The following is a 22,537-nucleotide window of genomic DNA, read 5'->3' as shown; positions in this document are numbered from 1 at the left end:
TTTATACTTGCTGCAGTACTTCTTTATAAACGGCTAAAGTGCGCGAGGCTGTGTTCTTTTTAGAAAACTCCTGCGTTAGCTGCGTAGCTCCTTGCGTGATGCGGTCCCGAATAGCCGGGTTAGTTAGCACCTGGTGCACCTTTTCGGCAAGTATGGCAGGTGATTTAATAGGTGCCAGTAAACCAGTAATTTCATTTCGCACGATTTCCGGAATACCACCCGCCATGGTGGCAACTACAGGTACGCGGCAAGCAAAGGCATCCAGAATAGTTGTGCCAAGCCCCTCTGTTTCGGATGTAACCAGCATTACGTCTAGCTCTGGCAAAATCTGCGGCACGTCCTTTCGGAAGCCAGTAAAAATAATATGCTTTTGCAGGCCTTTTTGCTGCGCGTACGCCTGAATCTCCTGCCGCAGAGGTCCATCCCCAATAATAAAGAAAACGGCGTTAGGGTGCAGTTTTAGCAACAGCTCTGCGGTATCAATAAAAGTATAATAGTCTTTGTGAGGGGCGATGGCAGACACGTTTCCGATAAGCGGTGCGGCTGGGTTCAAATTAAATTCGCGGTGGAGCTCGCCTGATTTGCTGCTGCTCTCAAACCTGCTTAAATCAATGCCGCTGTGCACTGTAACGCAAAGTTCCGGGTGCTGCAGGCTCTGTGAAACCACTTCCTTAATCTTGTCGGAAACGCAGACAACACGCTTTATTCCTTTGTAGTTATACTTTAGGCGTGAAAGCGCATTGTTCTTTACCGGAAAATCAACGCGGCGGCTAAGAATAATAGGCAGCGTATTACCCAGCACATGCGATACCACGCTAATGGCGTGCGCATGCCCGCTGTGCACATGCATGAGGTCCACCTGGTTTCGCTTGCTGTAAGTTTTTACACGGAGTGCCGTTACTACATCAAGTTCGTTTGCAAACGGAAGTGCAAGATGTGGTATGTGCTGCTGCTGGCAGAAACGATGAAAGGCAGATCCTTTTCGGCAACAAACAAAATTCTCTATTCCCTGCTGCTGAAGCTCCTCTATTAAGTAAGCAACCTGCTGCTCTCCGCCCCTCCATGTTTTTTCTGAAACGAGATGTAATACGCGCATTTTTCTTTTGACTTCTAAACAATCAGCTTGTAACGACTTAATACCAATATCAAATGAGAAATGCGCATGCCTACTTTTTTTGATCAGGCAGAAATTCCCCTCCTTAGGAAGCCGGTAGATTTTCATGCAAGGCCAGTAGAGGCAGGCTCAAATACGCAGCAGCTATTTGATAGCGGTATTAAGTATACAAATGTAGAGGATAAAACATTACTATACTTGGGCGCGTGCGAATCAGCACCTAAGGCATCTTCTGAGCTCTCACAATCATTGTTTCACCGAAAAGTATGGCCTTGGAGTGCATTTGGGTTGCGATCTCTTTATTTCGCGCCTGCTGGTTCGGGTCCTTTTCCTCTTTCCGGTAAACTATTTTAGTTGATAAGTACGATAGCGGCACCAGCGGAAGGTATAACCAGGAGACCGGTTTAACCTGGTTCGTCATGATCTTATCGATTCTGAAGTTGCTAGAGTGCAGGAGGTAGCGCATCTCCGGGTATGATACCATCGCAATGTGGTGAGACGGGTTAGGCTGCTGCTCATCAAGAGGAGTTTTGCACTTGTTATGATGCCCCGTTAGAAGCCACCTGAACCTGGAGTGGTAAGAGCTGATGTTAGGCGTAGAAACTATAAAATAGCCACCGGGCTTTAAGATGCGGTGCACCTCTTTTGTAAAGTCAAACTGTTTACTGATGTGCTCAATACCGTCAATACAAACAACCACGTCTACAGAGTTTTCCGCCATAGGGAGCGGCTTAGTCATGTCGCCTTGCATAAACTGATCATGCTCTATCTGCAGCCCATTTACTACGTCTACACTTAGAATATTCTTATAGCCGTGGTCTTTCAAGCGTTGTGTAAAGGCCCCTGCACCCGATGGTATATCCAGTATTTTTGCGTCTTTATCAGGAGGGAATAAATTAAAGACTGATTCGTGGGTGTTTTTGGATGTGTTTATTGGGATTCCTTTATAACTTCTTCTCATCGGGTTGCATATATTTAGAGCACAGTTTAAGATAAACCCGCTGCACATTTGCGTATAAGTACAAAACAGGCCTTCTAATATATGAAATGCCTTTGAGCCTGCCTAATACTATTTAAAGGGTAGAAACTCTTGAATTTATACATGATAATGAACGCAACTTTAGAATTGCTACGTATAAAACGATTAAAAACAGGTTTGCGTGTGTTACTGCAACCCTGAAGCGCCAAGCGTGGTATGTAATTAAAATTCCTATATTTGCGTATAACGCGCGATGGAGGACTTCACCAAAGTACAAAATCCAGTAAATTAGATGAGCGATCAAACAGGTAAACAACTGAGTAAGGAGGAAAAGGACGCACGGTTCGAGGCAGAATTGCTGCCCGTGCTGGACCCTCTGTACAATTTTGCCTACAGGCTCACCTTAGACGAAGACGACGCCAACGACCTGGTGCAGGAGACCTATCTGAAGGCCTATCGCTTTTTCGACTATTTCGAGCAAGGAACTAATGCAAAAGCATGGCTGTTCCGAATCCTGAAGAACTCTTTCATAAACGAGTTTCGGAAGAAGAGCAAACAGCCTGCCAAAGTAGATTACAGCGAAGTTGAGGGTTACTACAACACCGACGACGTAGAGGGTGAGAGCGGCGTGGCTTCCACAACCGATATGCGCACAGAAAGTGTGCAGGATCTGATCGGGGATGAGGTGGCAAGCGCTCTGAATACACTCCCTGTAGATTTCAGGACTGTAATTATACTTTGTGACCTGGAGGGCTTTACATATGAGGAAATGGCCAAAATTCTGGACATCCCAATTGGTACGGTTCGCTCTAGACTGCACAGAGCCCGAAACTCTTTGAAAGAGAAGTTGGAAAAGTATGCTAAAAGCATGGGATATAACAGTTAGGGAAGAAATTTAAGAGTTTGAGCTAAGATGGAATCAAAATTTACAGAAGCGTATCCAAAAGCACCTGATGAGGTGAAACAAGCGGATTGCGAAAAAGTGTCCGGCATGCTGGACCTTATCATAGACGGTGAAGCCTCTTCAGAGGAGAAATTGTACTTTAACCACCACATCGAAGAGTGCGTCAGCTGTTTCGAAAACCATCAGAAACAGAAGCTCTTAAAAGGGCTCGTAGCAGGCCACCTGAAGCGCGTGATTGTACCTAAAAGCTTAGTACAGTCAATCAAAGCGAAGATTCAAGAAACGTTATAACCCCTAATGCAAGGCAAAATCATTATCTTTTCGGCTCCATCCGGTGCTGGTAAAACTACTATTGTAAAGCATCTGATAGGTGTAAATCCACAGTTAAGCTTCTCTATTTCGGCCTGCACCCGCGATAAGCGCGGCCGCACCGAAGAAAACGGTAAAGACTACTACTTTATCACTCCAGAAGATTTTAAGAAGAAAATCGCGAACGATGAGTTTGTGGAGTGGGAAGAAGTATATGAAGGCGCTTTTTACGGCACGCTGAAATCTGAGATTGAGCGGATCTGGAAAAGCGGCAAGCATGTAATACTGGATGTAGACGTAAAAGGAGGGTTAAGTATAAAGCATTTTTACAAAGAAAGAGCACTGGCTGTTTTCGTAAAGCCGCCGTCTATTGATGAGCTGGCCAAGCGCCTGACCGCCCGCAACACCGATTCGGCCTCCAGCATCAGCAGCCGGGTCTTCAAAGCAAAATTTGAGATGGGTTTTGAGGATCAGTTTGATAAAGTGATCGTAAACGATGACCTGGACCGGGCCTGTTCAGAAGCAGAGAAACTGGTAAACGATTTTCTGAAGTCAGAACCTGCGATTGTATGAAAGTAGGGCTGCTGTTCGGCTCCTTTAACCCCATCCACATCGGGCATCTTATACTCGCAAACTTCATGGCCACCAACACCGACCTGGATACAGTCTGGCTGGTGGTGTCGCCGCAGAACCCGTTTAAGCCCAGCAACACGCTGCTGCACGAGTTTGACCGGTTACATATGGTAAGCCTGGCGATAGCAGATAACCCGAGCCTAGGCGTATCTAACATTGAGTTTAGCATGCCCAAGCCGAGCTATACCATAGATACGCTCACTTACCTGCAGGAAAAATACCCGAGCTACGAGTTTGTGCTGATTATGGGGGAGGACAACCTGCCGCTGTTTCCGAAGTGGAAGAACTACGAAAGTATACTGCAGTATCATAAAGTATACGTTTACCCGCGCTCCGGCTCCGTTACGACAGAGCTTCCGGACATGCCAAACGTTACATTCGTAAAAGCGCCTGTACTTGATATTTCAGCCACTTTTATACGGCAGTGCATTCATGAGGAGAAAAGTATAAAGTATTTAGTGCCGGATACTGTGGCGGAGTACATAGCAGCCAAGAAGCTATATCAGTAACTGCTTTCATATCATGAGCGCTATCATACATTAGAATAACAAAAAAGCCCTTCGATCTTTATCGAAGGGCTTTTTTGTTATTCTAATGTATCTTTTTGTAAGCTTAGATAGTCATGATCTCAGCTTCTTTCTTAGAAAGCAGCTCGTCCATCTTCACGATGTAGGCATCTGTCAGTTTCTGTACTTTTCCCTCAGCGTCGCGTACAGCGTCTTCTGCAGTGCCTTCCTTCTGTAGCTTCTTCAGGCTATCGTTTACATCTTTGCGGATGTTACGGATGCTGATCTTGCCATTCTCGGTTTCATTTTTCACCTGCTTCACCAGGTCACGGCGGCGCTCCTCGGTCAGGGCTGGAATTGCAAGGCGTACGGCATCTGCTTCCTGCTGCGGGTTCAGGCCCAGGTCGCTGTTCTTGATAGCCTTGTTGATCTCACCCAGCATGTTCTTTTCCCATGGCTTGATAAGTAGCGTGCGGGCATCTGGTGCGGCAATGTTTGCCACCTGAGAGATAGGAGTTGGATTGCCGTAATAATCTACGCGCAGGTGCTCCACCATGGCAGGCGAAGCTTTGCCAGCTCTGATTTTAGACAGTTCGTTGCCGGTGTGCTGCACCGCCTTCTGCATAGACTCCTCCGCCTCGCTTAGGTAAAACTGAATTTCTTCCGTCATATCGGTTTACTTATTGAGTTCTGAAATATTTCTGGTCAAAAATAATAAATTATTAATTGTCAGATTTAGTGTCTGACTGCATTTCATCTACCGTTTTCTTCAGCGTGTCGCCTAAGTCATCCATACTTACCAGCGTACCCACCTGCTCGCCTTCAACCAATCGCTTCAGGTTACCTGCTGTATTCATATCGAACACGATAATCGGCAGGCCATTTTCCTTACAAAGCGTAAAGGCGGTCATGTCCATTACATTCAGGCCTTTCTCAAATACATCTTTAAATGAGATGTTTCTGTAGAAAATCGCGTCAGGGTCTTTCTCAGGGTCTGCCGAGTAAATTCCGTCTACGCGGGTGCCTTTCAGTACCACATCAGCCTCAATCTCGATGGCTCTAAGCGATGCGGCAGAATCTGTGGTGAAGTATGGGTTACCGGTTCCGGCTCCAAAAATCACTACGCGGCCTTTCTCCAGGTGGCGCACCGCACGGCGCCGGATATAAGGTTCACACACCTGCTGGATGTTGATTCCAGACAGCAGGCGGGTATAGACACCCAGTTTTTCGAGAGCGCTTTGCAAAGCCATGCTGTTTATTACAGTTGCCAGCATACCCATATAGTCACCCTGCACTCGGTCAAGGCCAACCTGCTCGGCCTGCACACCCCTGAAAATGTTGCCTCCGCCAATCACTACGGCCACCTCTACACCTAGGGCGGCTACCTCTTTAATCTCTTGGGCATACTGCAGTAGTCTGTTTGAGTCTATGCCATACTGCTGCTCGCCCATTAGTGCCTCGCCACTCAGCTTCAGCAAAATTCGTTTATACTTCACGGTAAACTATCTGTATAGGTTATGAATTCTTTTTACACAATTAAGCGGCTACCGTGGCAGCCGCTTTCGCTAACAAAAGTCTATTGAAAAAGGATCAATACCTGATTCTTTTCTACGTTCTGCCTTACCTGCACCTTCACTTCCTTTACCACGCCGTCTCCCGGCGATTTGAGGATGTTTTCCATCTTCATGGCCTCTAGGATCATAATCGGATCACCTTTCTTAACCTCCTGGCCCGGCTGCACTTTAATGTCAAGTATAAGCCCTGACATGGGCGCTTTAACGTCGTTTACCTTATTGGCGTTGGCGTTGCTCATGCCTAGCTTATCCAGCAGCAGATCAAAGCGGTCTTTAACGCTCACGGTTTGGATGGCGCCGTTTATCTTGAACGTAAAAGTCTTTTCCTGATAATCAGCTGATACAACCTCTGCTGTAAAGGAGCGGCTGCCTTTAATAATATGAAAGGTATTGGGTCCGATAGGGGAGATGTCCCAGTCGAAGGGGGCGTTGTTGAGAAGTATAGAATCTTTTTGGATATCAACCTGCCATGTTTTGCCGTTACCGGTTTTTACCTGGAGCATCTTCTTTTCGTGTGGTTTCGACCTTAAAGTTAGTGTTTTCTCAGAGTATTTTAGAACTTCACCTCAAAATTAAAACTTTCATCGCATGAATCATAAGTTTCTGAGTATAGTTGGCCTTGCTGCTGCCATGGCTTTTGCCGGCGGGTGCAACGTAAATAAGCCGCAAGCTGGGTCTGCCGGGTCAGGCTCAGAAAATGTAATTGTTGGCAAAACAGCACCTGCTCTTGCCAACGAAGTACCTGTTTGGGCACCCAAGAAGTATAAATTCAACCCATCGCGCACCAAAGAGCACGACCTGCTGCACACCACCCTCCGCATCAGCTTTGACTGGGAAAAGCAGTACCTGCATGGCCTGGCTGAACTTACGCTTAAACCATACTTTTATCCGCAGAACCAGCTTGTACTCGATGCCAAAGGCATGGACATCCACAGCGTGCACCTGATGCAGGGTTACGACGGCACACCGCTGGAGTATAAGTATGATGGCCAAAAGCTCACCATAGATCTGGGCAAAGAGTATACCCGCAACGAAGAGTATAAAATTGAGATAGATTACACCGCCAAGCCTAATGAGCTTGTTACGGGCGGCTCTGATGCCATTACCGAGGACAAAGGTCTATACTTTATAAACCCGTTGGGTGAGAACCCAGATAAGCCGCAGCAGATCTGGACCCAGGGCGAGACGGAAGCTAGCTCCGCCTGGTTTCCCACTTTTGATGCTCCTAACGAGCGCATGACGCAGGATGTATATATCAGGGTTGATCCTAAATACACCACATTATCTAACGGTACTTTCGTGTACTCGCGCCAAAACGCTGACGGTACTAAAACAGACTACTGGAAGCAGGAAAAACCGCATGCGCCATACTTAGCTATGCTGGCCATAGGGGAGTATGCTGTGGTGAAAGATAAGTGGCGAGACCTGGAGGTGAATTATTTCGTGGAGCCGGAGTATGAGAAAACGGCTAAAAAGATTTTCGGAAACACACCAGAGATGATGGAGTTCTTCTCACAGAAACTAGGTGTGGACTACCCGTGGGCGAAATACTCTCAGGTGGTGGTACGCGATTTCGTGTCAGGGGCGATGGAGAACACTTCGGCTTCAACCTTTATGGAAGACCTGCAGCTAAACGAGCGGGAGCTGCTGGATAAAAGCTGGGACGGAATTATTGCGCATGAGCTTTTCCACCAATGGTTCGGCGACCTGGTTACTACCGAGTCGTGGGCTAACCTGCCGCTGAACGAAGCCTTTGCCAACTACTCAGAATATTTGTGGGCAGAGCATAAGTATGGCGCCGATGAGGCAGCATACCTGAACCTAGATGAGCTGGGGCAGTACTTAGACGAGGCCGAAACAAAGCGGGAGCCGCTCATTCGGTATTACTACCACGACCGTGAGGATATGTTCGACAGCCACTCCTATGCTAAAGGAGGCCGCGTGCTGCACATGCTGCGCAAACTTGTTGGCGACGAAGCCTGGTGGGCATCACTAAACCTATACTTAACTCGCAACAAGTATAGCGATGTGGAGGTTGCGGAACTGCGTATGGCTTTCGAAGATGTAACAGGCAAAGATTTGATGTGGTTCTTCGATCAATGGTTCATGAAGCCCGGCCACCCGGAACTGCGTGTCTCGCAAAGCTATGCGAAAGGACAGCTGCAGCTTCATGTGCGCCAAGTACAGGATACTACTTATGCGCCTGTTTATCGCCTGCCCTTGCAAATTGCTGTCTGGGCTGATGGACGGAAACAGCTATATCCAATTGTGCTGGATAAGGCCGAGCAGAGCTTTGCTTTTGATGTAGCTTCTCAGCCGCAGTTGGTGCTATTCGATGCGGAGCAGCAACTGCTCGGGGTAGTAGAGCATGAAAAAACAGAGCAGGAATTGCTGTTTCAGTTCCGGAACACAAACCAATTAGCGCCTAAACTGGAAGCTTTGTCTGAGCTTCAGGAGCAGGCAGCAAGGCCACAGGTACAGAACATGTATAAAGAGGCACTGCGGGATGATTACTGGGCGGTTCGCAGCACCGCTCTGGGTGTGCTCAGCAGACTGAAGGAAGGGCAGGTTAGTTCGCTGGAGCCAACCATAAAAGAAATGGCTACAAAAGATAAAAAAGGATCTGTCCGTGCCGAAGCCATACTTGCGCTAGCAGGTTGGGGTGGAGAAAAGTACCAGAACCTATTTAAGCAGGCGATGAACGACAGTTCTTACCAGGTATCTGCGGCAGCCATACTGGCGTACGCCGGTACCGGAGCAGCTGATGCAGTGCAAAAGATGGCCCAGTTCGAAAATGAGTCAAATGAAGAGATTGTGCTGGCGCTTGCTACAATTTATGCTGTGCAGGCAGGGCCGGAAAAGTATGACTGGTTTATGCAAAAAGTAAAAAATGCCGGCGGCGGAGAATTATATTACCTTTTGCAGAGCCTTGGAGCATACCTGGCCAGCAACAACCAAACTAACACGCCTGAAGTAATCGCCATGTTGGGGGATATAGCACAAAACAATCAGTTATACTATGTGCGCGCCTCTGCTTATCAAGCACTTATGGTGATGTCAGAAAAGCCGGAGGTAGAAGGTCTGATGCAGCAAATTAGGCTAAATGAGAAGGATGAGCGGCTGTTGGAAATGTATGGAAGATAGGCTTCGCAAAAATTTTTGATATTTTTTTGCATGAATATTTGACTTACAACAAAAAGGGTTTAATTTTGCATCTCCTTAGAACGAAAAACATGGCGCAAGCGGTAAAAGTCTAAGGAGGAAAGTTCTGCTAATTTAATGTAGAATTAGTTTCGGGGAGATTCCAGAGCGGCCAAATGGGACGGACTGTAACTCCGTTGTCTTACGACTTCGCAGGTTCGAATCCTGCTCTCCCCACACTAGAAGATTGAACGAATGAGCAGGTGAATTTTGTAATAACATTCACCTGCTCAAAGTTCTTTTAATTAAAACATAAGCGGGAGTAGCTCAGTTGGTAGAGCGATAGCCTTCCAAGCTATAGGCCGCGAGTTCGACCCTCGTCTCCCGCTCATTTAAGTCAGAAAACATATTTGCTAATAAGGACTGGAGAAGGAAATTCATGCAGATGAGCTTCCTTTTTAGTGTAAATAGGGTTGTAGTTTTCTGGTGGATTTAAAAGCCGACGTAGCTCAGGGGTAGAGTACTTCCTTGGTAAGGAAGGGGTCGTGGGTTCAATTCCCATCGTTGGCTCACAGTCCGTTACGTGTATATTTAAAAGCGCGACATAAACTTAAACGTTTTAACCTTAATTTAATATCATACAATGGCTAAAGAAACATTTGACCGTTCCAAACCGCACGTAAATATCGGTACTATCGGTCACGTTGACCACGGCAAAACAACTTTGACTGCTGCTATCACTACAGTTTTGGCTAGCAAAGGTCTTGCTTCACTTCGTGACTTCTCTTCAATCGACAACGCTCCTGAAGAAAAAGAAAGAGGTATTACTATTAATACATCACACGTAGAATACGCTACAGAAAACCGTCACTATGCACACGTTGACTGCCCAGGTCACGCTGACTACGTGAAGAACATGGTTACTGGTGCTGCCCAGATGGACGGTGCTATCCTTGTGGTTGCTGCTACTGATGGCCCAATGCCACAGACGCGTGAGCACATCCTTCTTGCTCGCCAGGTAGGTGTACCTCAGCTTGTAGTATTCATGAACAAAGTAGATATGGTGGATGACCCAGAGCTTCTTGAGCTTGTTGAAATGGAAATCCGCGAACTGCTTTCTTTCTATGACTTCGACGGCGATAACATCCCAGTAATTCAAGGTTCAGCTCTTGGTGGCTTGAACGGCGATGCGAAATGGGTAAGCACTATCGAAGAATTGATGTCTGCTGTTGACTCTTGGATTCCACTTCCAGAGCGTCTGATTGACCTTCCATTCCTGATGCCAGTTGAGGACGTGTTCTCTATCACTGGTCGTGGTACTGTTGCTACAGGCCGTATCGAGCGTGGTGTGATCAACTCTGGTGAGCAGGTTGAGATCCTGGGTATGGGTGCTGAGAACCTGAAGTCAGTAGTTACTGGTGTTGAGATGTTCCGTAAGATCCTTGATAGAGGTGAAGCTGGTGACAACGTAGGTCTACTTCTTCGTGGTATTGAGAAAACTGATATCCGTCGTGGTATGGTTATCTGTAAGCCAGGTTCAGTTAAGCCTCACACTAAATTCAAAGCAGAGGTTTACGTTCTTTCTAAAGAAGAAGGTGGACGTCACACTCCATTCTTTAACAAGTACCGTCCACAGTTCTACTTCAGAACCACAGACGTTACTGGCGAGATCATGCTTCCAGAAGGCGTAGAAATGGTTATGCCTGGTGATAACATCACTATCGAGGTTAACCTAATTAACGCTGTAGCGATGGAGAAAGGTCTACGCTTCGCTATCCGTGAGGGTGGTAGAACAGTAGGTGCCGGTCAGGTAACTGAAATCCTTGACTAATAATATGAATCGAGCCCGATCTTGAAAGTTTTTTCGAGATCGGGTTTGTTTTCATAAAACTTATGAATAAATTTGCACTCCAATAAAAAATTGGCGTGCATTTTTTTACGGGTGTAGCTCAATTGGTAGAGTAGTGGTCTCCAAAACCATTGGCTGGGAGTTCGAGTCTCTCCACCCGTGCAATTTTTAACTATCTGGTAAGCGAAGCGATGAGCAATATTAGAACCTATATTAACGACACTGTTGAAGAGATGAAGGATAGAGTCTCTTGGCCAACATATTCGGAATTGCAGAGCAGTTCTGTATTGGTGTTGATAGGGTCTTTGATCTTTGCTTTAGTGGTTGGTGCTATGGACTTTGGGTTCGATACAGTACTGACTTGGTTTTACAACCAGTTTTAAATTAGATATACATGGCTGATTTAAAGTGGTATGTAGTTCGCGCCGTTAGTGGTCAGGAGAAAAAAGCCAAGGCTTACCTGGAGAATGAAATCATGCGTCACAATCTTGATGAATATGTTCCTCAGGTATTAATACCTGCAGAGAAAGTTTACGAGATGCGTGGAGGTAAGAAAAGAATCAGAGAGCGTAGCTTCTTTCCAGGATACGTACTTGTTCACGCAGACCTTTCACATGGTGAGGCAGAGCATATTATAATTAGCACTCCTGGAGTTATCGGGTTTTTAGGAACTGATGAGAAAGGTTCACCTGCTAAGAAGCCAGTTCCTTTGAGACAATCTGAAGTAAACAGAATTTTGGGTACTGTAGATGAGGCTGAAGAGCAGGCAGAGGTGCTGGATACTCCATTTGTAGTGGGAGAGATTGTGAAAGTAATGGATGGTCCATTCAGTGGTTTCTCAGGCACAGTAGAGGAAGTATTCGAAGAGCGTAAAAAGCTTAACGTTATGGTGAAAATTTTCGGAAGAAACACACCAGTTGAGCTGAACTACATGCAAGTAGAAAAAGAATCGTAGTAAATACATATAATGGCAAAGGAAATAAAAGGTTATCTGAAGCTTCAGATAAAGGGAGGTGCCGCGAACCCATCGCCACCGGTTGGACCTGCACTTGGTTCTAAGGGTCTTAACATCATGGAGTTCTGTAAGCAGTTTAATGCTAGAACTCAAGATAAGGCAGGCCAGGTGTTACCAGTTTTGATTACAATTTATGCAGACAAGTCATTTGACTTCGTTGTTAAGACTCCACCTGCTCCAGTGTTGCTAATGGATGCCGCTAAGATAAAGAGCGGTTCTAAAGAGCCTAACCGTAACAAAGTTGGTTCAGTTACATGGGATCAAGTAAGAGAAATCGCAGAGACGAAGATGCCTGACCTGAACGCTTTCAAACTGGAATCTGCAATGAAACAAGTGGCAGGAACAGCAAGAAGCATGGGTATCACAGTGTCTGGTACAGCTCCGTGGAACGAATAACAAGTTGAAGGAAAATGGCAAAGATTTCGAAAAATAGAAAAGCGGCTTTAGCCAAAGCCGATCTAGCAAAAGAGTATTCTCTGACAGATGCCGCCTCAGTTGTAAAGGACATTACCTTCACAAAATTTGATGCCTCTGTTGATATTGATGTACGTTTGGGCGTAGATCCACGTAAGGCCGACCAAATGGTTCGTGGTATCGTTACACTGCCTCACGGAACTGGTAAAGAAGTAAAGGTACTTGCTCTGGTAACTCCAGATAAAGAGCAGGAAGCAAAAGACGCTGGCGCTGACTTTGTTGGTCTTGATGATTACATTCAGAAGATCGAAAAAGGCTGGACAGATGTTGATGTGATTATCACCATGCCTGCAGTTATGGCTAAGGTAGGTCGTTTGGGTAGAATATTAGGTCCTCGTAACCTAATGCCAAACCCTAAGTCGGGTACAGTTACTCAGGATGTAGCCAAAGCAGTTAAAGAAGTAAAAGCTGGTAAAATCGACTTCAAAGTTGATAAGTTTGGTATCATCCACACGAGTGTTGGTAAAGTTTCCTTCTCTGCAGAGCAGCTTGCTGCCAATGCAAACGAAGTAATTCAGACGCTTAACCGTCTGAAGCCATCTTCAGCTAAAGGTACTTACATCAAGAGCATTACATTGTCTAGCACAATGAGCCCGGCCGTAATCGTTGACAAGAACGCAACTATCTAAGAACATGACCAGGGAAGAAAAAGAGATAATTGTAAAAGACCTGAGCGAGAAGTTAGCCAATACAAACTACTTCTATATTACTGATGCCTCAACAATGACTGTAGCTGGCATCAACGCGTTCAGAAGAATGGCATTCGATCGTGGTATCGAATACAGAGTGTACAAAAATACACTTATTAAAAAAGCGCTTGATACTTTAGAAGCTGATACTTCTGCGCTTGATGATGTTTTAAAGGGCGCTTCCGGTATCCTGTTCTCTAAAGAATCAGGCAATGCACCAGCGAAACTGATTCAGGATTTCAGAAAGAAAGGGAGTACCCTTCCTCAATTAAAAGGTGCATTCATCGACAGTGGTATATTTATTGGCGATGAGCAACTGAAGATGCTGTCTGAAATCAAGTCTAAGGATGAGCTTATCGGCGATATCATTGGTCTTCTTCAGTCACCTGCTAAGAATGTTGTTTCTGCACTGCAGAGCAGCGGAGGAAAGCTGGCGGGTATCTTGAAAACTTTATCAGAAAAAGAATAATTTAAAAACGTAATCAATAAGTAACTTTTAATTTCTATAAAAATGGCAGATTTGAAAGCATTCGCTGAGCAGTTAGTAAACTTGACTGTTAAAGAAGTTAACGAACTAGCTACGATTCTTAAGGATGAGTATGGCATTGAGCCTGCTGCTGCTGCTCCAGTTATGATGGCTGGTGGTGGTGCCGCTGAAGGAGGAGCTGCTGCAGAAGAGAAAACTTCTTTTGACGTAGTCCTTAAGGCAGCTGGTGCTCAGAAACTAGCAGTAGTTAAGCTTGTAAAAGAGCTTACTGGACTTGGCCTGAAAGAGGCTAAAGAGCTAGTTGACGGTGCTCCTAAAACTTTGAAGGAAGGTGTAGCGAAGGACGAAGCAGATTCACTGAAGAAATCTTTGGAAGAAGCTGGTGCTGAAGTGGAGGTAAAATAATCCCGCTTTATCAACATACTGAGAACAGGTAGACCTGGCAAATTCGTCAGGTCTTTTCCTGTTTGTATATAGATTCAAATAAAATTGGATCTTTTTTTTGCCCACAGCTGTTTTGGACTCTGTGTGCTCGTAAATGATTATAAACGTAAAATTCCAAGGCTTTGGCTAAGAATAAAACGACAGATAGAATCAATTTTGCCTCTATAAAGTCGGTGATTGATTATCCTGACTTTTTGGATGTTCAGGTACAGTCATTCCAGGACTTCTTTCAGCTGGAGACACCAGCTGAGAATAGAGCGCAGGAAGGATTGTTTAAGGTGTTTGCCGAAAACTTTCCTATCTCAGATTCACGTGAAAACTTCGTACTGGAGTTTATCGATTATCATATAGATCCTCCAAAATACTCTGTTGATGAAAGTATTGACAGGGGCCTTACCTATTCTGTTCCTCTAAAAGCAAAACTTCGCCTGATCTGTAATGATGAGGATAACGAGGATTTTGAAACTATTGAGCAGGAGGTATTCTTAGGCAACATCCCATACATGACAGAAAAAGGCTCCTTTGTTATCAATGGAGCTGAACGTGTTATTGTGTCTCAGTTGCACCGCTCACCTGGCGTATTCTTTGCACAAAGCAAGCATACAAACGGAACAAAGCTTTATTCTGCCAGAATTATACCTTTTAAAGGTTCTTGGGTTGAGTTTGCGACAGACGTGAATAACGTAATGTATGCTTACATCGATCGGAAGAAGAAATTCCCGGTTACTACACTACTCCGTGCTATTGGTTATGGTACAGATAAAGATATTCTAGACCTGTTCGGTCTTTCAGAGGAAGTTCCTGCAGATAAAAACACTTTAAAGAACTCTATCGGCCGTAGACTTGCTGCCCGTGTTCTAAGAACATGGACTGAAGACTTCGTGGATGAGGATACAGGAGAAGTAGTATCAATAGATAGAAATGAGGTTATTCTGGAGCGTGACTCTGAAATAACCCCAGAAGATATAGATATTATACTCGACTCAGGTGTGCAGTCTATAATTCTGCACCGCGAGAATGTTAATATAGCAGATTACGCAATTATATATAATACGCTACAGAAGGACAACTCTAACTCAGAGCAAGAAGCTGTAGAGCAGATATATCGCCAACTGCGTAACACAGAAGCGCCAGACGTTGAGACAGCTCGTGATATTATTCAGAAGCTGTTCTTCTCTGATAAGCGCTATGACCTTGGAGAAGTTGGACGTTACAGAATCAATAAAAAGCTAGGTCTTGATTCAAACTGGGAAGCTAAGGTACTGACGAATGAGGATATCGTCCTTATTGTAAAATACCTGATAGGTTTGATCAACTCTAAAGCTGTTGTGGATGATATTGACCACTTGAGCAATCGCCGTGTAAGAACTGTGGGTGAGCAGCTGTATGCGCAGTTTGGAGTAGGCCTGGCCCGTATGGCCCGTACTATCAAAGAGCGTATGAATGTGCGTGATAATGAAGACTTTAAGCCAGTTGATCTAATCAACGCGCGTACATTGTCTTCTGTAATCAACTCGTTCTTCGGAACTAACCAGCTTTCTCAGTTCATGGACCAGACGAACCCGCTTGCAGAAGTGACGCATAAGCGTCGTGTATCTGCTCTTGGGCCAGGTGGTCTTTCAAGAGAGCGTGCTGGTTTTGAAGTTCGTGACGTTCACTATACACACTACGGCCGACTATGTACTATTGAGACTCCAGAGGGTCCAAACATTGGTCTTATTTCTTCACTTTGTGTACACGCACGTGTTAACCACATGGGCTTTATTGAAACACCATACAGAAAAGTGGTGGAAGGTAAAGTGGTTGTGGATGGCTCTGTAGAATATTTGACAGCAGAGGAAGAAGATACGCATCACATAGCACAGGCTAATGCACTGATTGATGATGAAGGTAACTTTATCAATGAAAGAGTAAAAGGCCGTTTTGAAGGTGACTTCCCGGTTGAAGAGCCGAATACTTATACTTATATGGACATTGCTCCGAACCAGATTGTTTCGGTAGCAGCCTCTCTTATTCCGTTCTTAGAGCATGACGATGCCAACCGTGCCCTAATGGGGTCAAACATGCAACGTCAGGCAGTTCCTCTTTTAAAGCCTGAAGCCCCTATTGTAGGTACTGGCCTTGAAAGAAGAGCCGCTATTGACTCAAGAGCACTGGTTATTGCTGAAGGCGACGGTGAAATTGACTTTGTAGACGCTAACAAGATCGTTGTAAAGTATGATCTGTCTGATGAGGAGAAGCTGGTTTCATTTGATGCTGAGTATGTAACTTACAAGCTGGTTAAATTCAGAAGAACAAACCAGGATACTTGTATTAACCTGACTCCTCTTGTAAAAAAAGGACAGCGCGTTACAAAAGGTGAACCTCTTTGCGAGGGCTATGCAACTAACGATGGTGAGCTGGCAATCGGAAGAAACATGCAAGTGGCGTTCATGCCATGGCAAGGTTATAACTTCGAGGATGCTATTGTAATATCTGAGCGTGTTGTACGTGATGATATTTTCACTTCAATCCACATCGAGGAGTTTGAGCTAGAAGTTCGTGAGACGAAGCGTGGTGAAGAGGAGTTGACTTCTGAAATTCCAAACGTAAGTGAGGAGGCTGTTCGTAACTTAGATGAGAATGGTATCATTCGCATTGGTGCAGAGGTTCGTGAAGGAGATATATTAATTGGTAAGATTACTCCAAAAGGAGAAACTGATCCAACCCCTGAGGAGAAACTGCTGAGAGCGATCTTTGGTGATAAAGCTGGAGATGTGAAAGACGCATCCCTTAAGGCGCCTCCATCATTGAATGGTGTGGTTATCGAAACCAAACTATTCTCTCGTCCTAAGAAAGATAAGAACCTTCGTGCCAAATCTAAGAAAGAGGTTGAGGAGCTGAAGGTAAAATACTCTAAAGAGCTTACTGCCATTAAAAATGTAATGGTAGATAAGCTGGTGGATCTGCTGGAAGGTAAAACTTCACAGGGTATCCGTCACAAGTTTGGCGATGAAATCCTAACTAAAGGATCTAAATTCTCTCGCAGAAATATCACAGAGGCTCTTTTCCCTGAAAAAAATCCTTACAAGGACGAGAGCAACTACGCTGTTCCGGAAGAGGTGAACATGTTCAAAGACCTCATCTTGGAAAACTGGACTGCTGACGACAAAGCAAACAGCATGCTGGTTGAGCTTGTGAAGAACTACAACAAGCGCCGTAACATAGTATCAGCACACTTCAAGCGTGAGCGTTTTACCCTTGAAGTAGGAGATGAGTTACCCGCAGGTATTGTACAGCTCGCCAAAGTATACATTGCTAAGAAGCGTAAGCTGAAAGTAGGTGATAAGATGGCGGGCCGTCACGGTAACAAAGGTATCGTGGCGCGTATCGTTCGTGATGAGGACATGCCATTCCTAGAGGATGGAACTCCAATGGACATCGTGCTTAACCCACTTGGTGTACCTTCCCGAATGAACATCGGACAGATCTACGAGACTGTACTTGGATGGGCAGGTCTGAAGATGGGCCGCAAGTATGCAACGCCAATCTTTGACGGTGCTACTGAAGAGCAGGTATCAGCTGAGCTTGCTGAAGCAGGGTTGCCACGTTTCGGTAGAACATACCTGTTCGATGGTTTATCAGGCGACAGATTTGACCAGCCAGTAACAGTGGGTGTGATCTACATGCTGAAACTAGGTCACTTGGTTGATGATAAGATGCACGCCCGTTCTATCGGACCATACTCTCTCATCACGCAGCAGCCATTGGGCGGTAAAGCCCAGTTCGGTGGCCAGCGTTTTGGTGAGATGGAGGTGTGGGCGCTGGAAGCCTTCGGTGCTTCAAACGTACTGCAAGAGATTCTTACAGTGAAGTCAGATGACGTGATAGGCCGCGCGAAAGCTTACGAGGCTATCGTGAAAGGCGACGTACTGCCTAAGCCAAATATACCGGAATCATTCAACGTTCTGATTCATGAGTTAAGAGGCTTGGCTCTGGAGATAACACTGGAGTAGAAAGTATAAAGCAAAGCGCTGCGGCATAAGCCAAAGCGCTTTGCATACTTATACTGGTTAAGCTGTAAGGCATATTCATTGTATCGACATTATTCTAATAATATGGCATTTGCGAAAAACAAAAAGCTAACTCAGGACTTCTCAAAGGTAACGATCAGCTTGGCTTCACCGGAGTCAATTCTGGAGCGTTCCAACGGGGAGGTAGTAAAACCTGAGACCATAAACTATAGAACCTATAAGCCTGAGATGGGTGGTCTGTTCTGCGAAAGAATATTCGGACCCGTGAAGGACTGGGAATGCCACTGCGGAAAGTATAAAAGAATCAGATACAAAGGCATCATCTGCGACCGTTGCGGTGTAGAGGTGACTGAGAAAAAAGTGCGCCGCGAGCGTATGGGCCACATTGAGTTGGTTGTTCCTGTTGCGCACATCTGGTACTTCAAATCCCTACCAAACAAAATAGGTTATCTGTTAGGCTTACCAACCAAGAAGCTTGACCAGATCATCTATTATGAAAGATATGTAGTTATTCAGCCAGGCATACTTGCAGAAGACGGTGTAAACACGCTGGACTTCCTGACTGAGGATGAATACCTGGACATGGTAGATAAACTGCCGCGCGAGAATCAAGTTCTGGACAACAACGACCCGAACAAATTTATTGCGAAGATGGGTGCCGAGGCGCTGCAAATGCTGCTGGAGCGTATCAACCTGGATGATCTTTCCTATGAGCTGCGCCACGCGGCCGCACACGAGACTTCGCAGCAGCGTAAAGCTGAAGCATTGAAGCGCCTGCGTGTAGTAGAAGCATTCCGTGACGCAACAACTCGTATTGAGAACAGACCAGAATGGATGATCATCCGCATGGTTCCGGTTATTCCACCAGAACTTCGTCCTCTAGTTCCGTTGGATGGTGGCCGTTTCGCTACATCTGACTTAAATGACCTTTACAGACGGGTAATTATCCGTAATAACCGTCTGAAGCGTCTGATTGAGATTAAAGCTCCAGAGGTAATCCTTCGTAACGAGAAGCGAATGCTGCAGGAAGCAGTAGACTCTCTGTTTGACAATTCACGTAAAGTGAACGCTGTTCGTGCAGAGGGTAACCGTGCGCTGAAGTCGCTTTCTGACATGCTAAAAGGTAAGCAGGGACGTTTCCGTCAGAACTTGCTTGGTAAGCGTGTTGACTACTCTGGCCGTTCAGTAATTGTGGTTGGCCCTGAACTGAAGCTGCATGAGTGCGGTCTGCCAAAGAACATGGCAGCTGAGCTTTTCAAGCCGTTCATCATCCGCAAGCTGATCGAAAGAGGAATTGTTAAGACTGTAAAGTCAGCCAAGAAGATTGTAGACCGTAAGGACCCAGTTGTTTGGGATATCTTGGAAAATGTGCTAAAAGGCCATCCAGTACTCCTTAACCGTGCTCCTACACTACACAGACTTGGTATCCAAGCCTTCCAGCCTAAGCTGATCGAAGGTAAGGCGATTCAGTTACACCCACTGGTATGTACGGCATTCAACGCCGACTTTGACGGTGACCAGATGGCGGTGCACGTTCCATTAGGACCTGCTGCTGTACTGGAGGCCTCTATGCTAATGCTGGCTTCGCACAACATCCTTAACCCTGCTAACGGTGCCCCAATCGCGGTACCATCTCAGGACATGGTACTTGGTTTATACTATGTATCTAAAGGAAAGCGTAGTACAGAAAACGAGAAGATCGAAGGTGAAGGTATGAGCTTCTACTCTGCGGAGGAAGTTGTAATTGCCATCAACGAAAAGAGAATCTCTAAGCACGCTTACATTAAGGTAAGAACAAAGGTGAAGAATGAGCAAGGCGAACTGGAGATGAAACTCATCGAAACAGTTGCCGGTCGTGTACTCTTCAACCAGTTTGTACCAGAGGCAGTAGGCTACCTTGATGAACTTCTTACAAAGAAAAAACTTCAGCAGGTAATCTCAAGAGTATTCAAAGAAACAGGTATGGCTCGTACTGCCCAATTCTTAGATGATATTAAAACACTTGGTTTCCAGTCAGCCTACAAAGGTGGTTTGTCAATGGGTCTGGGTGATATCAATATTCCTGCAGAGAAAGAGATATTGGTTGAGCAGGCTAAGAAAGATGTAGATGCTGTATGGCAGAACTACTCTATGGGTCTTATCACAGATAACGAGCGTTACAACCAGGTAATTGATATCTGGACTCGTATCAACAACCAGATTACAGAAACTCTGATGCGCCGTCTGGAAAATGAGGATCAGGGCTTTAACTCAATCTTCATGATGATGCACTCTGGTGCCCGTGGTTCTAGAGAGCAGATTCGTCAGTTAGGTGGTATGAGAGGTCTGATGGCTAAGCCTCAGAAATCCTTACAAGGGTCAGTAGGTGAGATTATTGAGAACCCAATCCTTTCTAACTTTAAGGAAGGTCTGGATGTAATCGAGTACTTTATCTCTACTCACGGTGCTCGTAAAGGTCTAGCCGATACAGCCCTTAAGACTGCCGATGCTGGTTACCTGACTCGTCGATTGGTAGACGTGTCACAAGACGTTATCGTAAATGAAGAAGATTGCGGTACACTTCGTGGTCTGGAGGTAAGCGCATTAAAAGACAATGAAGATATTGTAGAGTCATTGTCAGAGCGTATACTTGGTCGTGTAGCAGTACATGATGTATATGATCCGATTACAAATAACCTGATTGTAGAGTCAGGTACAGAGATTACAGAGGATGTTGCTCGTGACATAGAGAACACGGCGATAGAAGCTGTAGAAATACGCTCAGTTCTTACATGTGAGTCTAAGCGTGGTATCTGTGCTAAGTGTTATGGCCGTAACCTGGCGACAGGATTTATGGTGCAGAAAGGTGAAGCAGTTGGTGTTATTGCCGCACAATCTATCGGTGAGCCTGGTACACAGCTTACGCTCCGTACATTCCACGTAGGTGGTACAGCATCTAACATCGCTGTAGAAGCAACCATACTTGCTAAATTTGGCGGTAAGATTGAGTTTGAGGATGTTCGTTCACTAGACACTGTCAATAACGAAGGTGAGCCTGTTAAAGTGGTAATGGGACGTTCAGGTGAGGTGAAAGTAGTAGACCCTAACACAGGAAAGTTACTGATCAGCAACCACGTACCATACGGTTCATTCTTACACGTTAACGAAGGTCAGGTTGTAGAGAAGGGTGCAGTACTATGTAACTGGGATCCATATAACGCGGTTATACTTTCAGAGTTCGACGGTGATATCACATACGAATCGATAATTGAAGGTATTACATACCGTGAGGAATCGGATGAGCAAACAGGTTACCGTGAGAAAGTTATTATCGATACTAAAGATAAAACACAGAACCCGGCGATTATTGTTAATCCGAAAAACGGAGAGTCTAAAGGTTATAACATCCCAGTAGGTGCTCACCTTACAGTAGAAAACGGAGAAAAAATTAAAGCAGGTCAAATCCTGGTGAAGATTCCGCGTGCTATTGGTAAGACAAGAGACATTACAGGCGGTCTTCCACGAGTTACAGAATTATTTGAGGCTCGTAACCCATCAAACCCAGCCGTTGTGTCTGAGATTGACGGTGTAGTAACCTATGGTAACGTGAAGCGTGGTAACCGTGAAATTTTCATAGAGTCTAAGGATGGTGTGAAGAAGAAGTACATGGTACCGCTTTCCAAGCACATCCTGGTTCAGGATAACGACTTTATTCGCGCAGGTATGCCATTATCTGATGGTGCTATAACACCGACAGATATTTTGAATATACAGGGACCGGGTGCAGTACAAGAGTACTTGGTAAATGAGATTCAGGAAGTATACCGTCTGCAGGGTGTGAAGATCAACGACAAGCACATTGAAGTTGTAGTTCGTCAGATGATGCAGAAAGTAGTGGTGGTTGATGCAGGTGACACAAGCTTCCTTGAAAACCAGACTGTTGATAAGGTTAGCTTCATGGAAGAGAACGACCATATAATCGACATGAAAGTTGTTGAAGAAGCCGGAGACTCTGCAAACCTAAAGCCAGGCATGATAGTAACGCCACGTCGTTTACGTGATGAGAACTCCAGCCTGAAGCGTCGTGATATGAAACTAGTTACAGTGCGTGATGCACAGCCGGCAGTTTCTCGTCCAACACTACAAGGTATAACACAGGCATCCTTAGGTACACAAAGCTTTATTTCAGCAGCCTCATTCCAGGAAACTACAAAAGTACTGAGTGAAGCGGCTATAAGAGGTAAAGCAGATGAACTGTTGGGCCTGAAAGAGAACGTAATCGTAGGGCATCTAATTCCAGCAGGTACTGGATTGAGAGAATATCAGAACCTGATTGTAGGAAGCCAAGACGAGTATGATGCACTTGTTGAGTCGAAAAAAACGACGACGAAAACAAAGCAGCAGGAATTACAAAATAAATAATAGCC

At 45.3% G+C, this 22,537-nt stretch carries 19 protein-coding genes and 4 tRNA genes; 18 read left to right on the top strand and 5 right to left on the bottom strand.

What is annotated here, in order from left to right; all coding sequences use genetic code 11:
- Position 1: 1 nt before the first annotated feature.
- Both Q1B04_RS03970 and Q1B04_RS03965 read right to left on the bottom strand, forming a co-directional pair.
- The gene (locus Q1B04_RS03970; RefSeq protein WP_299755818.1) at positions 2 to 1,096 is read right to left on the bottom strand and encodes a glycosyltransferase family 4 protein; all 1,095 of its coding nucleotides are present in this window, start codon (positions 1,094 to 1,096) and stop codon (positions 2 to 4) included.
- Positions 1,097 to 1,334: 238 nt separating this feature from the next.
- Positions 1,335 to 2,075 carry a class I SAM-dependent methyltransferase gene (locus Q1B04_RS03965; protein ID WP_299755816.1) on the bottom strand — a complete coding sequence of 247 codons (741 nt, stop codon included), beginning with the start codon at positions 2,073 to 2,075 and terminating at the stop codon, positions 1,335 to 1,337.
- 310 nt (positions 2,076 to 2,385) lie between these two features.
- On the opposite strand from Q1B04_RS03965, the gene Q1B04_RS03960 reads away from it, so the two are divergent.
- From Q1B04_RS03960 to nadD, 4 genes are read left to right on the top strand one after another with little or no spacing between them, the layout of a single operon-like run.
- The gene (locus Q1B04_RS03960; RefSeq protein ID WP_299755814.1) at positions 2,386 to 2,979 is read left to right on the top strand and encodes a sigma-70 family RNA polymerase sigma factor; all 594 of its coding nucleotides are present in this window, start codon (positions 2,386 to 2,388) and stop codon (positions 2,977 to 2,979) included.
- 27 nt (positions 2,980 to 3,006) lie between these two features.
- On the top strand, positions 3,007 to 3,288 hold the full coding sequence (locus Q1B04_RS03955; protein WP_299755812.1) for a zf-HC2 domain-containing protein: 282 nt from the start codon (positions 3,007 to 3,009) through the stop codon (positions 3,286 to 3,288).
- A gap of 6 nt (positions 3,289 to 3,294) precedes the next feature.
- Entirely contained in the window at positions 3,295 to 3,879 is a 585-nt protein-coding gene (gmk, locus tag Q1B04_RS03950) for a guanylate kinase (protein WP_299755810.1), read from the top strand.
- Positions 3,876 to 4,448: a nicotinate (nicotinamide) nucleotide adenylyltransferase gene (nadD, locus tag Q1B04_RS03945; protein ID WP_299755808.1), complete on the top strand. Its 573-nt coding sequence runs from the start codon at positions 3,876 to 3,878 to the stop codon at positions 4,446 to 4,448. Before gmk ends, nadD begins: the two co-directional genes overlap by 4 nt.
- 103 nt (positions 4,449 to 4,551) lie before the next feature.
- On the opposite strand, the gene frr is transcribed toward nadD, so the two are convergent.
- The 3 genes from frr to Q1B04_RS03930 form a co-directional block, all read right to left on the bottom strand.
- On the bottom strand, positions 4,552 to 5,115 hold the full coding sequence (gene frr / locus Q1B04_RS03940) for a ribosome recycling factor (protein ID WP_299755805.1): 564 nt from the start codon (positions 5,113 to 5,115) through the stop codon (positions 4,552 to 4,554).
- 52 nt (positions 5,116 to 5,167) lie between these two features.
- Positions 5,168 to 5,941: a UMP kinase gene (pyrH, locus tag Q1B04_RS03935; protein ID WP_299755802.1), complete on the bottom strand. Its 774-nt coding sequence runs from the start codon at positions 5,939 to 5,941 to the stop codon at positions 5,168 to 5,170.
- 80 nt (positions 5,942 to 6,021) lie between these two features.
- The gene (locus Q1B04_RS03930; protein ID WP_299755800.1) at positions 6,022 to 6,522 is read right to left on the bottom strand and encodes an acetyl-CoA carboxylase biotin carboxyl carrier protein subunit; all 501 of its coding nucleotides are present in this window, start codon (positions 6,520 to 6,522) and stop codon (positions 6,022 to 6,024) included.
- Between the two features lie 85 nt (positions 6,523 to 6,607).
- Between Q1B04_RS03930 and Q1B04_RS03925 the strand changes: the two genes are divergently transcribed.
- The 14 genes from Q1B04_RS03925 to rpoC all read left to right on the top strand — a co-directional run bounded on the left by Q1B04_RS03925 (position 6,608) and on the right by rpoC (position 22,532).
- Complete coding sequence (locus tag Q1B04_RS03925) at positions 6,608 to 9,163, top strand: M1 family aminopeptidase (RefSeq protein ID WP_299755798.1); 2,556 nt, start codon at positions 6,608 to 6,610, stop codon at positions 9,161 to 9,163.
- A gap of 151 nt (positions 9,164 to 9,314) precedes the next feature.
- Positions 9,315 to 9,397 (top strand) — tRNA-Tyr (locus Q1B04_RS03920).
- 79 nt (positions 9,398 to 9,476) lie between these two features.
- Positions 9,477 to 9,549: transfer RNA gene (locus Q1B04_RS03915), tRNA-Gly, on the top strand.
- Positions 9,550 to 9,658: 109 nt separating this feature from the next.
- Positions 9,659 to 9,730, top strand: a tRNA-Thr gene (locus Q1B04_RS03910).
- 73 nt (positions 9,731 to 9,803) lie between these two features.
- Positions 9,804 to 10,991 (top strand): elongation factor Tu, encoded by a 1,188-nt coding sequence (gene tuf / locus Q1B04_RS03905; RefSeq protein ID WP_299755795.1) that lies wholly within the window; start codon positions 9,804 to 9,806, stop codon positions 10,989 to 10,991.
- A gap of 107 nt (positions 10,992 to 11,098) precedes the next feature.
- Positions 11,099 to 11,171, top strand: a tRNA-Trp gene (locus Q1B04_RS03900).
- Positions 11,172 to 11,200: 29 nt separating this feature from the next.
- Positions 11,201 to 11,392: a preprotein translocase subunit SecE gene (gene secE / locus Q1B04_RS03895; RefSeq protein WP_299756197.1), complete on the top strand. Its 192-nt coding sequence runs from the start codon at positions 11,201 to 11,203 to the stop codon at positions 11,390 to 11,392.
- Positions 11,393 to 11,403: 11 nt separating this feature from the next.
- Positions 11,404 to 11,964 carry a transcription termination/antitermination protein NusG gene (nusG, locus tag Q1B04_RS03890; RefSeq protein ID WP_299755793.1) on the top strand — a complete coding sequence of 187 codons (561 nt, stop codon included), beginning with the start codon at positions 11,404 to 11,406 and terminating at the stop codon, positions 11,962 to 11,964.
- A gap of 12 nt (positions 11,965 to 11,976) precedes the next feature.
- Positions 11,977 to 12,420, top strand: a complete 444-nt coding sequence (gene rplK / locus Q1B04_RS03885; RefSeq protein ID WP_299755790.1) for a 50S ribosomal protein L11 — start codon at positions 11,977 to 11,979, stop codon at positions 12,418 to 12,420.
- A 14-nt stretch (positions 12,421 to 12,434) separates the two neighbouring features.
- Complete coding sequence (rplA, locus tag Q1B04_RS03880; protein ID WP_266050554.1) at positions 12,435 to 13,127, top strand: 50S ribosomal protein L1; 693 nt, start codon at positions 12,435 to 12,437, stop codon at positions 13,125 to 13,127.
- Positions 13,128 to 13,131: 4 nt separating this feature from the next.
- Positions 13,132 to 13,656 carry a 50S ribosomal protein L10 gene (gene rplJ, locus Q1B04_RS03875; RefSeq protein WP_299755786.1) on the top strand — a complete coding sequence of 175 codons (525 nt, stop codon included), beginning with the start codon at positions 13,132 to 13,134 and terminating at the stop codon, positions 13,654 to 13,656.
- 42 nt (positions 13,657 to 13,698) lie between these two features.
- Positions 13,699 to 14,079: a 50S ribosomal protein L7/L12 gene (rplL, locus tag Q1B04_RS03870; RefSeq protein ID WP_299755784.1), complete on the top strand. Its 381-nt coding sequence runs from the start codon at positions 13,699 to 13,701 to the stop codon at positions 14,077 to 14,079.
- A 161-nt stretch (positions 14,080 to 14,240) separates the two neighbouring features.
- Positions 14,241 to 18,113, top strand: coding sequence for a DNA-directed RNA polymerase subunit beta (rpoB, locus tag Q1B04_RS03865; RefSeq protein ID WP_299755782.1), 3,873 nt, complete (start codon positions 14,241 to 14,243; stop codon positions 18,111 to 18,113).
- 102 nt (positions 18,114 to 18,215) lie between these two features.
- On the top strand, positions 18,216 to 22,532 hold the full coding sequence (gene rpoC / locus Q1B04_RS03860) for a DNA-directed RNA polymerase subunit beta' (protein WP_299755780.1): 4,317 nt from the start codon (positions 18,216 to 18,218) through the stop codon (positions 22,530 to 22,532).
- Positions 22,533 to 22,537 lie beyond the last annotated feature (5 nt).

This window comes from uncultured Pontibacter sp. (assembly GCF_947495565.1).
Lineage (GTDB): Bacteria > Bacteroidota > Bacteroidia > Cytophagales > Hymenobacteraceae > Pontibacter.
The sequence above is the reverse complement of the archived record's forward strand: the minus strand, read 5'-3'. Positions and strand labels throughout refer to the sequence as shown.